General features: G+C 47.8%; 14 protein-coding genes. 7 read left to right on the top strand and 7 right to left on the bottom strand.

All coding sequences use genetic code 11. From position 1 onward, the window contains the following. Window positions 1-66 precede the first annotated feature (66 nt). The 6 genes from cbiB (at window position 67) to C8D85_RS10030 (ending at window position 4201) form a co-directional block, all read left to right on the top strand. Entirely contained in the window at window positions 67-1005 is a 939-nt protein-coding gene (gene cbiB / locus C8D85_RS10005) for an adenosylcobinamide-phosphate synthase CbiB (protein WP_133562252.1), read from the top strand. Between the two features lie 3 nt (window positions 1006-1008). Then, window positions 1009-2073 carry an aminotransferase class I/II-fold pyridoxal phosphate-dependent enzyme gene (locus C8D85_RS10010; RefSeq protein WP_133562255.1) on the top strand — a complete coding sequence of 355 codons (1065 nt, stop codon included), beginning with the start codon at window positions 1009-1011 and terminating at the stop codon, window positions 2071-2073. Then, window positions 2070-2588, top strand: a complete 519-nt coding sequence (gene cobU, locus C8D85_RS10015; RefSeq protein WP_133562257.1) for a bifunctional adenosylcobinamide kinase/adenosylcobinamide-phosphate guanylyltransferase — start codon at window positions 2070-2072, stop codon at window positions 2586-2588. The genes C8D85_RS10010 and cobU overlap by 4 nt, the downstream gene beginning before the upstream one ends. A gap of 158 nt (window positions 2589-2746) precedes the next feature. After that, window positions 2747-3244 carry a xanthine phosphoribosyltransferase gene (gene gpt / locus C8D85_RS10020; RefSeq protein ID WP_133562259.1) on the top strand — a complete coding sequence of 166 codons (498 nt, stop codon included), beginning with the start codon at window positions 2747-2749 and terminating at the stop codon, window positions 3242-3244. A 183-nt stretch (window positions 3245-3427) separates the two neighbouring features. Beyond that, on the top strand, window positions 3428-3832 hold the full coding sequence (locus tag C8D85_RS10025) for a DUF2914 domain-containing protein (RefSeq protein ID WP_133562261.1): 405 nt from the start codon (window positions 3428-3430) through the stop codon (window positions 3830-3832). A 36-nt stretch (window positions 3833-3868) separates the two neighbouring features. Further along, window positions 3869-4201, top strand: coding sequence for a DUF1904 family protein (locus C8D85_RS10030; protein ID WP_133562263.1), 333 nt, complete (start codon window positions 3869-3871; stop codon window positions 4199-4201). Window positions 4202-4393: 192 nt separating this feature from the next. Here C8D85_RS10030 and astB read toward each other — a convergent pair whose 3' ends face one another. Genes astB through C8D85_RS10050 form a run of 4 tightly spaced genes read right to left on the bottom strand, consistent with a single transcriptional unit; the run spans window position 4394 to window position 9376 of the window. Continuing rightward, window positions 4394-5743, bottom strand: coding sequence for an N-succinylarginine dihydrolase (gene astB / locus C8D85_RS10035; RefSeq protein WP_133562264.1), 1350 nt, complete (start codon window positions 5741-5743; stop codon window positions 4394-4396). 26 nt (window positions 5744-5769) lie between these two features. Further along, window positions 5770-7242 (bottom strand): succinylglutamate-semialdehyde dehydrogenase, encoded by a 1473-nt coding sequence (astD, locus tag C8D85_RS10040; protein ID WP_133562266.1) that lies wholly within the window; start codon window positions 7240-7242, stop codon window positions 5770-5772. Between the two features lie 25 nt (window positions 7243-7267). Then, window positions 7268-8311, bottom strand: a complete 1044-nt coding sequence (gene astA, locus C8D85_RS10045; protein ID WP_133562268.1) for an arginine N-succinyltransferase — start codon at window positions 8309-8311, stop codon at window positions 7268-7270. Window positions 8312-8362: 51 nt separating this feature from the next. After that, on the bottom strand, window positions 8363-9376 hold the full coding sequence (locus C8D85_RS10050) for an arginine N-succinyltransferase (RefSeq protein ID WP_133562270.1): 1014 nt from the start codon (window positions 9374-9376) through the stop codon (window positions 8363-8365). A 135-nt stretch (window positions 9377-9511) separates the two neighbouring features. On the opposite strand from C8D85_RS10050, the gene C8D85_RS10055 reads away from it, so the two are divergent. Further along, window positions 9512-9754 (top strand): DUF1653 domain-containing protein, encoded by a 243-nt coding sequence (locus tag C8D85_RS10055; RefSeq protein ID WP_133562272.1) that lies wholly within the window; start codon window positions 9512-9514, stop codon window positions 9752-9754. A 52-nt stretch (window positions 9755-9806) separates the two neighbouring features. On the opposite strand, the gene C8D85_RS10060 is transcribed toward C8D85_RS10055, so the two are convergent. From C8D85_RS10060 to C8D85_RS10070, 3 genes are all read right to left on the bottom strand, one after another. Then, the gene (locus C8D85_RS10060) at window positions 9807-11177 is read right to left on the bottom strand and encodes a YjiH family protein (protein WP_162847569.1); all 1371 of its coding nucleotides are present in this window, start codon (window positions 11175-11177) and stop codon (window positions 9807-9809) included. 251 nt (window positions 11178-11428) lie between these two features. Beyond that, window positions 11429-12406 (bottom strand): LysR family transcriptional regulator, encoded by a 978-nt coding sequence (locus C8D85_RS10065; protein WP_133562274.1) that lies wholly within the window; start codon window positions 12404-12406, stop codon window positions 11429-11431. Between the two features lie 48 nt (window positions 12407-12454). After that, on the bottom strand, window positions 12455-15532 hold the full coding sequence (locus tag C8D85_RS10070) for an efflux RND transporter permease subunit (RefSeq protein ID WP_133562276.1): 3078 nt from the start codon (window positions 15530-15532) through the stop codon (window positions 12455-12457).

The following is a 15532-nucleotide window of genomic DNA, read 5'->3' on the forward strand; positions in this document are numbered from 1 at the left end:
ATTCTAGCGCATTAGCGTACGGATTAATAAAACGAATGTTAATTGAATGATACTGCGGACAAGCTGATGGATTTTCTTTTTGAGTTTAGCTCAAGCACTGCGTTGGCCTTGCTTGGGGCGTTGATTTTAGATCGCTGGCTTGGGGAACCGCAGTCATGGCACCCTTTGATTTGGTTTGGCAATTGGGCGAATTATTGTCGTCGAACTTGGCAAGTGTCCCTATCGGCCAGTCCAGTGTTACAACGCTTGAATGGCGTCATGGCATGGAGTTTGGCGGTATTACCTTGTGCCATGGTGCTGACTCTGATTTTGTGGATGCTACCGAGTTGGCTCGAATGGTTGCTCGGCGCAGTGGTGTTGTATTTCACCATCGGTTGGCAAAGCTTGCGCGAGCACGCCATTGCCATTGCGAAGCCTCTACATGATCAAGATTTAACAACTGCACGTGAAGCCGTAGGGCGCATTGTTAGTCGTGATACTTCACAGCTCGATGAAACTCAGATTGCTAAGGCGAGCATGGAATCCGTGCTGGAAAATGGCAGTGATGCGGTATTTGCTCCGATTTTTTGGTTCTTAGTATTGGGGCCTTTTGGTGCCATTTTATATCGTTTGTCGAATACGCTGGATGCAATGTGGGGTTATAAAAAGCCTGATCTGTTGCACTTTGGTTGGTGTGCGGCGCGCATAGACGATGTGTTGAATTTTATCCCCGCTCGTTTGGTGGTGCTGACCTATGCTTTGTTTGGGCGCGGCAAACGTGCTTTGCATTGTGCTTGGTATCAAGGCCGTGGTTGGAAAAGTCCCAATGCTGGGCCTGTGATGGCCGCGGGCGCTGGTGCCTTGCAAGTCTCTCTTGGCGGCACAGCGATCTATTTTGGTGAAGCCCAGCAGCGCCCTACCTTAGGGGAAGGGCCAGACCCTAAAGCAGGGGACTTGGATCGGGCGGTAGAGCTGGTGGATAAAGGTGTCTACCTATGGGCGTTGTTAATTTTGGTATTAATATAATTTATGAATTTTGAATTAGAGCCACCGAAGCATGGTGGTGATTTAGAAGCCTTTCTACGCAGTGAAAACCTTGATCCGAATAGTGCTGATCGTTGGTTAGATTTGTCTTCGGCCTGTAATCGTGAACCTTGGCCGATTCCTGAGTCTTTCTTAGAAAACAGTGCCAAGCTTTGGTATGAGTTACCGGATGCATTTGCTTTGCAACAGGCGGCGAACGAATACTTCGGCTTAGCCCCACTTGCCATTGGCGCGGGCACGCAGCAGTTTATTGAAATATTGCCCGCGCTGTTGATTGAACACGCCAAAAGCAAAAAGGTGTGGGTGCCAGCCGTTGGCTATCAAGAGCATGGCTTTAGCTGGCGCAAATGGGGTTATGACGTTCGTGAATACCAAGATGTTAGTGAGCTTTTGATTAACGAGTGGGATATTGCGGTGGTGATTTCACCGAATAACCCCTCGGGGCAATACTTAACATCAGCACAATCTGAGCAGTTAAAAGTGCTACTAGAAACCTCTGAGCGTTACTTAGTGTTGGATGAAGCCTTTTTGGATGCGACACCCGAGGCGAGCTGGCTGAATGGGCCTCTGCCGCGAAGTTGCTTTGTGCTGCGCTCAGTGGGTAAGTTTTTCGGATTGGCCGGTGCTCGTGTTGGTTTTATGTTTGGCGATCAAGCGTTTGCAGCGTCAACAAAGTCTTTAGTTGGCCCTTGGCCAGTAGCGACGCCCGCGCTGCACTTAGTCACCCAAGCGCTCAAAGATAGAGATTGGCAAGCAGAATCGCTTGCATCGCTAACTGAGCGTCATGCCTATTTTGAGGCAAATATGGTTCCTAAGTTGAACACCTTATTTGACTCTCAGGACATGATGCACACGCCTTTATTTTACACTTGGCAACTAGAACAGGGTCAGGCGTTAAAGGCCGTTCATGCGCTACATAGTGTGGGTATTCATATCCGCCTTGGGCAAGGTTGGGTGAGGCTATCATTACCCGCAGGCCATGAGATGCAACGCTTAAATCATGGTTTAGTAAGACTATTACAAGGTCATCAACTCAAGGAGTTGGGATGAAGCATTTAGTATTGGGCGGTGTTCGAAGCGGCAAAAGTCAGTTTGCTGAACGTTGGATCGCGGCACAACGTGATCAGGTGGTTTACATTGCAACCTCACAGGTCTGGGACGAAGGCATGGCTGAGCGAGTGGCAAAGCACCAGTCTTATCGACCTACTCATTGGTGTACCATTGAGGAGCCAATTCAGTTAGCGCAGACGATTAACTCGGCCGTTAATGAGCATCCTGAGGCCGGTATTATTGTTGAGTGCTGCTCCCTTTGGATGACGAATTTGTTGTGTGCTGAAAACGAAGCGCAATTTAAGGCGGAGTGCGAAGCATTATTTGAAACGCTTCAGTCGGTAGAATCGCCTATCGTGTTGGTCAGTGCAGAAGTCGGATTAGGCATCATGCCGATGAATGCTCTAGCACGGCGGTTTGGTGATGAAATAGGGGGGCTCAATCAACGATTAGCGGCTTGTTGTGACCAAGTCACCTTGGTGACAGCCGGGTTACCGATGGCGCTGAAGTCGTAAATATCAAGATTTCTATCATTTACACAGATTTCAGTAGTTTTTATATGGAAAAACTTTAACCGATTGGTCTAAAATACGCCGCTTAACCGATCTTGACTGCTTTTTGGGCATTATTTTTGCTCATAAAGTGAGCTGACTAGATAGCTGAGGAGCACACCATGACCCCCTACTCAAAAGATTTCCCTGTCTCGTGGCATGAATTACATCGCGACGCTCGCGCTTTGTCTTGGCGCTTACTTGAGCAAGGGCCTTGGAAAGGCATTATTGCGATCACTCGAGGCGGTCTTGTTCCTGCTGCTATTTTATGTCGTGAGATGGATATTCGCTTGATCGATACGATCTGTGTGGTGAGCTATGACTCTTCAGAAGAGGGCGGTGCCGCTAATGTACAGGGCGACCTACGCATCCTTAAAGGTGTGGAAGGAGACGGCGAAGGTTATATCCTGATCGATGACCTAGTGGATACGGGTAAAACGGCTCGTGAAATCCGTAAGATGCTGCCAAAAGCGCATTTCGCAACGATTTACGCGAAACCTGCAGGTAAGCCATTGGTAGACACCTTTATTACTGAAGTGAGCCAAGATACTTGGATCCGTTTCCCATGGGATATGGAGTACACTTTCTCAACTCCTCTTGCTGATCGTCAGAAAGGCTAAGATGTGTAAAAGTCTTTGAGTTATAGGGGCGCACTTCGATAAACTTGCGCCCTCGCTCGGACATTGCATATTGCTACATAAAAAACGCGTGGTCCTGCGGAATTTAGGCTAACTTAATAGAGCTTGAAGCGATACTCTCATAGGGTTAGGGTATTTTATCTAATAGACTGAGTAGGGATTCCTATGTACCACACGTTTATCCGCTCCATTCTGCTGTGTATTGCAACCTTATCTGTGCCATTTGCTATGGCGGAAGGAACGGTTGCGCGTGCTCTATTTGCCTCGGAAGTTTTAGACCGTGAACCCATCGATGAGCTGGGGGATGTGATCAAAGTGGAATACGGTGAAATCCAACGGGTTTACTTTTTTACCGATCTGCGTGATATGGAAGGTGGCCAAGTGACACACGTCTGGAAGTTAGACGGTGTCATCGAAGCTGAAATTCCCTTTGATATTGGCGGTGATCGGTGGCGTGTTTGGTCGAGTAAACGCCTAATGCCAGGCTTTGATGGCAAATGGTCAGTCGATATTGTTAAAGATGGCGAAGTACTAGAAAGTCGCTCGTTTGACTATGTCGATGAATGGTAAACTGCTGCAACGTTTACTAATAAAAGGTCTACTCTGATGCCTCATATTCGCGTACGTGGTTTGCCATTTGAAGATTTAGAATCCGTGTCTGATACGTTAGTTGAAACGTTAGCAGAACTTACCGATACCCCTAACTCGCACTTCACCCTAGAGTATCAGTCTTCTATATTCCTCGCGGTGGGCGGTGCTTCTCCCGCTTACCCGTTTATCGAAATTTTATGGTTTGATCGTGGTGCTGAAGTGAAAACTAAAGTGGCACAAGCCATTGATGATCTGCTGCGTCCTATGATTGAAGCTGGGCAAGATATCACCACCTTGTTTCATGATATCCAAGGGCGTGATTATTACGAGAATGGCGAACACTTTTAAGTGATATGCTTTTGTAGGACCTCGCTGTGCGAGGGAACGATCTTATAATCCCATATGATGTTCCCGCGGAAACCGCGGTCCTACAATTGCTGAAACATCATCGTAATCTCAAATCAATTCCCGCGGAGACCGCGGTCGTACAAAAGCAGGAGCAGCATCGCCATCAAAAACGCTGCTCCTGCGGTTACAACATTACGCTTGTTGGAACTCGTAAACGCTGCCTAACTGTAGGATTTGCGTGAGTTCATCCAGTGCTTGGCGTGATTCCATTAGTAGGCTTGGATCTGCCAAGTCTGCTTCCACCAAACGATCTCGGTAATGTTTCTCTACCCAAGACGTTAGCGTGTTGTATAGAGCATCATTCATCAAGGTCGCTGAGTTTACGGCCGCAACTTCTTCCGCTGTCATGGCCACTCGAAGACGCAAACATGCGGGTCCACCACCATTGCTCATACTCTGTTTCAAGTCGAACACTTGGACTTCTTTGATTGGCGTATCTTGCTGGATAAGCTTCTGTAAGTAGCTCCACACGCGCTCATTTTGCTGCACTTCACCTGGTACGATCAGTGTCATGGTGCCATCTGCTTTGCTCAATAGCTGGCTATTGAAAAGGTAAGATTGCACACAGTCTTCTACCGAAACTTCGTCATTAGGTACTTCTACAAAGTAAAGCGTCTTCTCTTGATCGCCCCAAGCTTGACGTAAGTCGGATTGCATTTGCGCCGTATCGAGGAAGGCTTTCTCATGATAAAAGTGCACGTTGCCATTACCAACAGCAATGACATCGTTGTGGAAGACACCTGCATCAATCACATCTGGATGCTGCTGAACGAATACAGCTCCATGATCTGATAGGCCATGATTCCTTGCGACCGCCTGAGAAGCTTCTAAGGTGTGGCGCGCAGGGAAACGTTGTGGGCGTGCCATTGCAGTATTAAAAGCAGACATGCCATAGACAAATAACTCGACACCTGGTTTGCCATAGTCTGAACAGAAACGAGTATGGTTAGCCGCCCCTTCATCACCAAAGTGATCGACGCTTGGCAGAGCTGGGTGGTGCGCAAAATGCGCTCGATCAGGGAAGGTGGCTTGTAAGATACGCCCTGTCACAGTGTGCTCAATAGAACGGTGAAATTTGTTCACAAGGTTGGCCGGCGTAAAGTGCACACGGCTATCCTTGGTGTCGGCACTTGGTGATACAGTGGCCGCATTGGCCGTCCACATACAGGAAGCCGAGCTTACCGCCGCCAAAAGCTTTGGCGCTTTGCTAACCGCTTCAGCGAGGATTTGCTGATCTGTCCCAGTAAAGCCTAATGCTCGTAACGTTGGAATGTGTGGGCGCTCATGAGGAGCCAAGACCCCTTGTACAAATCCCATGTCTGCCAGAGCTTTCATTTTGGTTAACCCTTGCAGCGCAGCGGCTTTAGGGTTGGATGGTTTGGCAGAGTTCAGGGATGATGCCACGTTACCGTAGGATAAGCCGCTGTAGTTGTGGGTTGGTCCCACTAAACCATCAAAGTTGGCTTCGATTGCTGGTTTCATAATTACCTCTAAGATTGATGATACGACTACAGAGTTAAGCCATTGGGTAAAGTATCAGGAACGTTCAATGCCTCTACTTCGATGCTTGCTACTGGGTATGCACAGTAGTCAGCCGCGTAGTAAGCACTTGCTCTATGGTTACCGCTGGCACCGGTACCACCAAATGGGGCAGCGCTCGACGCACCTGTCGTCTGACGGTTCCAGTTGATGATGCCTGCACGTGAATGTTGCAAGAACCACTCGTATTCACTGCGTTCATCGGACAAAATGCCCGCCGATAAACCAAAGCGAGTACGGTTCGCAATGTCCATTGCCTGTTCCATGGAGTCATAGCGAATCACAGTAAGCAGTGGGCCAAAGTATTCTAAATCTGGCAGTTCGGACAGAATGCTGGTGGCATCAACAATGCCTGGTGTGACAAAGCCAGTATTCGCATCACCACGGTTCATAGGCACGACTGGTTCGGCGCCTAGCGTCACAAGTTTGAGGTAGTTTTGTAGCAAAGCGTCGGCAGCTTTAGCAGAGACTACTGGCCCCATAAATGGCTGTGGTTCAGCGTCGAATCTGTCAACGTTCAGAGCTTTAGTGGCAGTGGCTAATTGAGCAAGAATCGCATCACCATGAGCCCCCTTTGGTAGCAACAGACGACGGGCGCAGGTGCAGCGTTGACCAGCAGATAAAAAGGCTGACTGAATGATTTCATAGACCACAGCACGGATATCTTGTGTCTTTTCAGAAACAAGCAGAGGGTTGTTGCCGCCCATTTCAAGGGCTAGGATTTTGCCCGGATGACCTGAGAACTGTTTATGCAACACATGACCAACTTCAGGGCTACCTGTGAAGAAAAGGCCGTCAATGTCATCATGATTAGCTAGCGCAATCCCTGTCTCACGTTCCCCTTGAACCATGTTCAAAACGCCCGCAGGAATCCCTGCTTGGTGCCACAACTGTAAGACTAGGTCTGATACGGCTGGCGTTAACTCACTTGGTTTAAAAACAATGGTATTACCAGCGATTAACGCTGGCACAATGTGTCCATTGGGTAAGTGCGCAGGGAAGTTATAAGGGCCAAAAACAGCGACAACACCATGTGGGCGGTGACGTAATACTGCAGTGGCTCCCGGCATGTCAGTGGATTTTGTTCCAGTACGTTCGTTGTATGCCTGCTTTGAAATCCCAACTTTGCCAATCATGGCTGCCACTTCGGTACGGGTTTCCCAGATAGGTTTACCGGTTTCACGACTGATCAGTGACGCGATGGCTTCAGTGTTTTCTTTCACCAATTCAGCAAAGCGATCAATAATATTAAGACGCTCTTCCATTGGGCGGTTGGCCCACGCTGGGAAAGCTTGGCGAGCGCTTGCGATGGCTTGGTCGACTTGTTCTGCCGATGCGCCATTGCCTTGCCATACTTGGCTGCCATCCGCTGGATCAGTAGAGATAAACGCTGGGCCGTTACCTTGGACCCATTGTTGATTGATGTAGTGTTGCTGTTTCATGCTAACTCCTTAACTTGGCGCTCGTTTAATGGCGAGTGTGCGACAGTAGTTCAACGATTCGGATTGGCTCTTTGTGCTGAACCATGAGGGCATCGGCTTCCTCTTGCGTCAGCACGAGTCCGCTGCCAGGTGGTGTTGCTCGCTGGATCAAAATACAACGGAAGTCATTCAGTTTCGCGTTGGACACTAGGTAATGCTGGCCTTCACCTGTGTTTTTCGGTTGGCCAATCGTTGCTAAGACCAGACGGCTATCGCGTACGGCACGAATATCTTCGATACGTGCTTCTAGGGTTGGGCCGCCATCGAAAATGTCGACGTAGTTTTCAAAACGGAAGCCTTCTTGTTCCAACAAACGACGAGCAGGTTCAGTGTTTTTATGGACTTTACCAAGTACATCGCGCGCTTCTTGAGGTAGCAAGTTCACGTAAACTGGGTTGTTTGGCATCAGCTCGGCGATGAATTGCTTGTTGCCTTGTGCCGTCAGTTCATCCGCTCTTTCAAAGTCGATGGAAAAGAACTGGCGACCTAGGCTTTCCCACAGCGGGGATACACCTTGCTCGTCGCATACGCCACGCATTTCTGCGAAGATTTTTTCCGTGAATCGCTCGGGGAACTGAGCAAGGAACATAAAGCGGCATTTCGATAGCAATTGTCCATTACGAGAATGACGGTAGTCCTCTTGTAAAAACAGAGTGCAGACTTCGCTGACGCCAGTAAAGTCATTGTTCAGAATCAATGTTGGGTGAATGTTATGAATGCCCAGCTCACGAGAAGAGTGAGTGATAGTACCCAGGTGGTAGCTGTAAAACGGCTCATCTAGACCAACCGTTGCGAGCAAGCCAGATGTACCAACAATGGTGCCTGTTTCCGTGTCTTCTAACACGAATAGGTACGACTCATCAGTGGGTTCGGCAATGGTTTCTTTGCTGAATGAGTTTTGTGACAACGCAATTTTACGTTTTAGAATCTCTTCATCGGCGACCAGTGATGTAAAGCCGACGCCTGTGAGTGCGGCCAAACGATAAAGTTCGTCTAAATCGTCTTCACGGATTGAACGTATGACCATCATAGTGGTGTTCCTCTTGATACAACTTAAAGGGCGCTACAGCGCCTTCTAACATTAAAGTTTAGACCATTGGATAAGGCTGCCTGAGTGGATACTCAAACGCTCTTGTATGTCTTCATTCATTACCAAACCTGCCACTTGAGGTTCGGCTTGGGCGCAAGTAACGCGAAAATCGGATAAATGTCCCGCCGCAACCAGGTACGACTCTTCGCTGCTAAAGTTCGGATCAACAAAGGCCTTACCTTGGCGTTGCTCTGAGACTGTTTTTAAGTCATCAATTTTGGCTTCAATGGTAGGACCTGCATCGAATGGGTCGATGTAGTCTCGGAACACAAAGCCTTCTTCGAGCAGAATATTTGCCACTTGCTCTGAATCTTGGTGAATCACACCGATGCATTCTTGGGCGTCTTCAGGCAGCGTTGGCACATAAATCGGGTAGCGTGGCATGAGTTCAGCAATAAAATGCTTATTACTAATACCAGACAGGTAATCGGCTTTCTTGAAATCCATGCTAAAGAAGTGTCGGCCTAAGGCTTCCCAGAACGCTGAATACCCCTTGTGATCGCTTTCACCACGGATCTCAGCAAAGATTTTAGGAGTGAAACGATCTGGGTGGCGTGCAATAAACAGTAAGCGTGCGCGGGACAGCAGAGATAAGGCTTCGTGTGTTTGGTGTGCCTTATCCAAGACCATAGCATTTAAACGGCTGGTACCACTGTAATCTTGGCATAGAAACAGCGCTGGAATGCGGTTATGAATCTGTAGCTGAGGGGAAGCGTGTACCACATCATCAATACGATAACTGTAGAACGGCGTATCGATTCCCACCATGGCATCGATGGAACAGGTGCCAACGATCTCTTGGGTTTTCTGTTCCACCATGACAAACAAGTAGGACTCTTGACCAGGCTGAACCACATCGCTCAAGAGCGATTGGCGCGAGGTAGCGATCTTGTCATTTAAACGCTCACGGTTCGCAGGGAAGTTAGTAATACCGATCCCTGCATGACGAGCTAAGCGCTCTAATGCGGGTAAATCAGGGAAATCAGCGGGTCGAACTAAATACACCTAGACGCTCCTTTTGTATAAGCGGACAATAGATCTATTATCGTTAATGGTCTGTGATTGGGATAGGTATGAAGTTTCGTAATTGCGACCTAGCGTTCAAAAACCGAGACATTTCACGTCGAATTTAGGTAAATCATGAAAAAAACAACGTTAAAGCCAGGTGTGTACCGTCATTACAAAGGGGCGGAATATTGGGTCGAACGTGTGGCAAAACACAGTGAAACAGAAGAAGAGCTGGTGGTATACCAAGCACTGTACGGGGATTACAGCTGGTGGGTACGACCTAAGAGCATGTTTTTGGAAAGTGTAGAGATTGAGGGGGAAACAATCCCTCGATTTGACTGGATTCGAGCCGAGCTTGACACGTCATCCAAATAAACAGTTTAGACAAGCAAGGGCTCCATAGGGAGCCCTTGCTTATTTTAGTGGTTTAGAACACCAGATGTGCGACACCGGCGATCACAGGCAGTGTGATCAAGGTGCGTAAGATAAAGATGATAAACATTTCCAGTAAGTTGATTGGGATTCGGCTGCCTAGAATCAAAGCGCCGACTTCAGACAGATAAATCAACTGGGTGATGGACACCGCCGCGATGACAAAGCGTGTCATTTCGCTTTCGATAGAGGCTGCCATAATCGAAGGAATGAACATGTCGGCAAAACCAACCACTAGCGTCTCAGAGGCTTTGACAGCTTCAGGGATCGATAGCAGTTCCAGTAGTGGCACAAATGGTTGCCCTAGAATGCTGAATACGCTCGTGTTTTCAGCAACGATTAACGCCAGTGTGCCAATGGCCATGACCACAGGCAGTACACAAAAGACCATTTCTGCTGCGTTCTTAGCACCATCGACTAACACCGCTTTGGCACCACGACTTTGTTCTGCCCGTGCAATGGCTCCTTGAATACCTAAGCTCCACAACTCTTTCATGGACTTGCTTGCTAATTCACAGGTTTCAGCTTGCTCGCCATTTAGGTAGGCATTGGCTTTCCAGCGCAAAGGAGGAAGTCTTGGAATGATCAAGGCAGCGATAAACCCTGCTAATGAAACGGCAAAGTAGAAGGGCAGAAATAAATGCTCTAGCTCAACTTGCGACACGACAACTAGGGCAAAGCTGATGGATACGGCTGAAAAGGTGGTGGCGATCACCGCGGCTTCTCGCTTGGTATACATGTTTTGTTCGTATTGCTGGTTGGTGAGCATGATGCCGACCGTACCATCGCCAAGCCATGAGGTAATACAGTCAATGGATGAGCGACCAGGCAAGTTAAACAGTGGGCGCATAACTTTACTCATGAGACTGCCAGTTAGTTCTAATAGCCCGAAGTCGAGTAGTAATGGCAGTAGTAAGCCAGCAAATAAGAATACGGATAACAGCGTTGGCATGAGCTCTTTTAATACCAGCCCGCCGGTGTATTCGTGCCAAATCAATTCTGGACCGACGCCATTCACGGTCATCACAGCAAAAACAGCTCCTAGTACTCTTAAGATCAGCCATGGGTAACTGGTGAGGAATAAGGTGCTCAATAATGCTTTATCGTGCAATGGCTTAAAAACAGTGGTGATGACAGACAGTGCTGCGGCGATACAGATAAGCCCTGTTACCACAGTGGGTGCCGACGCGCCTAATAAGGCTTTAAATTCACTTGCGAGGATAGCGATGGGGATGGTGACACCGTCTTCATAGGCTATGGGTGTCATAAACAAGAGTAGGCCTAGTAGAGACGGGATGATAAACATCCAAATGCTAGCGCGATTTGGGCTGGCGTCCTCGTAAGAGGCGCTGACTTTATTCGACATCTTGTGGTCCTTTTCCTAATGATTCTTTTAATAATTTTTGGTGGGGCAATACTAACTTTCGAAGCTGTGATGGCAATTTATTTCAAGTAATGCGGACAGAAAACGTTATCTTTGGTCGCATTATCAAAGGTTTTTCAGAGAAGTCGAGAAAAGTTATAAAAAACTGACTTTTTGGTTAAATACTAGGCGGAACCATAAAAAAAGAGCTTCCTAGGAAGCTCTTTTGCAGAATGAAGCACCTTAATCCGAGGTTACTCGTCGTTAAAAATCCATGGCGAAGAATGCATAAAAGACACAATCTGTTCCCTGAACCAACGGTGGGCTGGATCTTTGTCAAAGCGTTCATGCCAGCACAACTGAATCGGATGACGACCATTGTAAGGGTCAGCTTCAACCGCATCCGCAGGTAATGGTAGAACTTTGACATTGGAGAAGCCTTCTTTGCAGGCGGAGATGTTGGAGAACATCGTGCCCAGCTGCGCAGAGCCAATTAATGCCATGCCGCGTTTGACCGCTTCAATGGCCACAGCAATACTGTCGGTCTCGATCTTTGGCTCAATGACGTAGCCAATCTTCTCTAGCTTCTCAATGGTGACACTGGTGGTAGCGCTGTGGAAGTTACGGATGTTGAACACAACGGTCTTGTGGTCCAGCAGATCTTTGAGCATCACTTCATCTTTGTAATAAAGAGGGTGGGCTTCACTTAAGATAACGCAGGCATCCATCGTGCCGATTAGCTTGCTGCGAATATTGTTCGGCGTGGATTCGGCATTAATGATGCCGACATCGGCTCCGTTGAGCAGATCATCAAAGCCATCATCGCTCCAGTTACTGGTCATCAGGCGAATATTAGGCGCTTGATAGTGAAGCATCGCCAACAGTGGTTCAATAAACGTCAGCAGCAGCTCCTCATCCGCTTTGATACTAAAGCGGCGTTTTAAAGTCGCCTGATCAAAATGAGCCGGCTGTAACAGGCTAGACATGGAGCCTAAAATGGGGGTGATTTGCTCATGCAGTTCATAAGCTCGAGACGTCGGGCTTAAACCGTAGGCTTGTCGAGTAAAGAGTGGGTCTTTGAACAATTCTCGTAGTCGTTGTAAAGACTTACTGAGAGCGGGTTGAGTCACCCCTAATCGTTCTGCAGCACGTGACACACTGCATTCTTCCAATATCACTTCGAATGACACCAAGAGTTTGATGTCGAGTTTTAGTAAATCATCTATTTGCATCGTTCTATCCAAATTACCTCGGCCTATTAGGCCGAGGTAGACGGGCGATTAACCGTTAAAATCGCTCATTTTTCGATACTTCACTCGATGCAAGATTACGTAGAAAACTGGTACTGCAATCAGCGTTAGGATGGTCGCAAAGCCCAAACCAAACGCAATGACCACGGCCATGCCTTCGAAAAATGCATCGTATAACAACGGTACCATGCCAAGAATGGTGGTAATCGCTGCCATGCAGACAGGTCGTACACGACTGACTGCGGATTTGAAGATCGCTTCGTAGGTTTCCGTTCCTTGTGCGAGCTCATAGTTAATTTGATCTGCCAAAACGATGCCGTTTTTCACAATCATCCCAGACAAACTTAAGAAGCCAAGCAGCGCCATAAAGCTAAACGCAGCATTCATAATAAGTAATCCGGACGACACACCGATTAAGGCTAGCGGAACACAGAACCAAATGACGAGTGGAACGCGCACAGAGTTAAACAACAATATCGTTATGATAAACATGAACAAGTAGCCCATGGGAAGCGACGTAAAGATGTTTGCTTGCGCATCCGTACTACTTTCATATTCTCCCCCCCATTCCATGCTATATCCTGGAGATAAAGGAATATTTTCGACTTCTGCACGAATACGACCAAACACGGCCATCGCTGTTTCATCCCCTAAAATAAGCGGGTCAGCTTTGACGGTAATGGTACGTTTACGGTCACGACGCTCGATAATTGGATCTTCCCAAACGGTTTCAAAACCGTCGACTAGGTTAGAGACCGATACATAAGCACCTGTAGTTGGGCTATAGATTTGCAAGTCTCGAACAAGATCAATCGACACACGCTCGTTTTCAGGCACGGTTTGAATGATTGGCAATAAATCTGTGCCATCACGGTAGGTGCCGATTTGCGAGCCAGTAAAGTTGGTCAGCAGAACTTCATCAAGATCGCTCTTATTAATTCCCAAACGTCGCGCTTGTGCATCATTAAAGATAGGACGAAGTACTTTCACAGGCTGGCGCCAATCGTCTTTGATGTTCTCAAGGCCACCATCAGCACGGTAAATATCCTGCACTTGAGCACTTAGCTGACGCAACACATCTGGATCAGGGCCACTGAATCGAGCTTCAATCTTGGCACCTGTTGAGGGGCCTAATTGCAAACGCTGTAACTTAAATTCAATGTCTGGATACTTAGTCGACATGCGTTGGTAAATGTCTTCCATCAATGGTGGAATATCATCACCGGTTTTAGCTCGGACAATAAATTGGGCATAACTGGTGTCCGTTTGTTCCGCTTCATAGGTCAGCATGAAACGCAGAGCGCCTTGCCCCGTCGTGCTGGTAATGAACTCGATGCGCTCATCCCCAAGTAAATCCGCCTCAATCTCATTAACCTTATCGTAGGTCGCATTGATGTGCGTCCCTTCAGGCATATTGATATCAAGGTAGAACATCGGCGTAGTGGATGGCGGGAAGAAAGCTTGCTTAACAAATTGGAATGCCCAGCCTGAAACCAATAGCGCACCGACTAAGCTAATCACGGTTAACCAGCGGAAATGCATGGCTTTGTCGAGTAGCCATTTGTAGCCGACGAATAAAAAGCCTTTGTAAGGGTCTTGCTCTTCCTCTGCCGCCATGGCTTCTTTGTTCTCTTTGAAAAACAGGTCACAAAAGAAAGGCGTCAAGGTAATAGCTGTCACCCAACTTAGCATTAGGGAGATCAGCAACACATAGAATAATGAGCCAACAAACTCACCGACAGAGTCAGGCGATAGACCAATAGGTGCGAATGCCGTCACAGCAATGACGGTGGCACCGAGTAGGGGCCATTTAGTCTGCTTGACCACACTTGAGGCGGCTTCAAATTTTGATTGACCGCGATGCAGCCCGATCAAAATACCTTCCGTGACGACAATGGCGTTATCCACCAACATCCCCAAGGCAATGATAAGCCCCCCTAAGGAGATACGTTGTAGGTTAATGCTGAAGTATTCCATGACAATAAAGGTGCCAAGGATGGTGAGCAGCAGGATTAAACCAATCAAGATGCCTGAGCGGACGCCCATAAATACCAGCAAGACCAAGATAACAATGCCAACGGCTGCAGCAAGGTTCGACAAAAAGTTGGTTACGGATTTTTCAACTTCCTTAGATTGGAAGTACACCGTGTCCATGCTGATGCCGACTGGTTGTTGGTATTCTAATTCGTGAAGGCGTGCTTCAATATGCTTGCCGACATCTACTACGTTGACGTTGTTACTAAATGAAATCCCGAGCAGTAACGAACTGGCACCATTGAAGTTGACCATGTGCGTTTGTGGGTCTTTGTATTCACGTTTGACCGTGGCAACGTCACTTAAGCGTATCAGGTTACCCTGTCCAGGTGAGCCAACAATCAGGTTTTCCAGCTCTGAAATATCGTTGAATTCACCGGTCGGGCTGATGCGGATGTAGTCCGTACCTACCTGTACTTTACCGGCATTAGATACCACGTTCTGGTTTGCTAGTAGTGATTGCAACTGGCTTGGCGAAACGCCCATGGTCGCTAGTTTGGAGCGCGAAATCTCGATGGTCACTTGCTCGGCTTGTTCCGCTGCCACCTCGACTTTGGCGACACCGTCGACCAGCACTAACTCACGTTTTACGTAATCAACGTAGTTTTCCAGGTCTTTATACGGGTAGCCTTCACCGTGAACGGCCAGCATAATGCCATATACATCACCAAAGTCATCGACTACGACGGGCGTCGATACGCCGCTTGGGAAGCTCCCTTGCATATCGCGGATCTTTTTGCGCACCTCGTCCCAAATTTGCTTGAGCTGTTCGGCACGGTAGGTGTCTTTAATGGTGATTTGTACTTTTGAGTAGCCACCTTTAGAGGTTGATTTTATTTCATCAACGTAAGGCAGGTTTTGTAATTCCAGCTCAATTGGATAGGTAACTTCCTCTTCCACTTGTTCTGGGCTAGCGCCTGGGTATTGCGTAATCACCAGTGCGTCTTTAATGGTGAATTCAGGGTCTTCTAGTTGACCCAATTTGGTAAAGGCTAGAGCTCCACCGATCAGTAAAATCAGTGTAACGAGCCAACTAGAAACTTTACGTTCAATAAAATAGCCGGCAATGTTCAA

This window comes from Marinomonas communis (assembly GCF_004363305.1).
Classification (GTDB): Bacteria; Pseudomonadota; Gammaproteobacteria; order Pseudomonadales; family Marinomonadaceae; genus Marinomonas; species Marinomonas communis.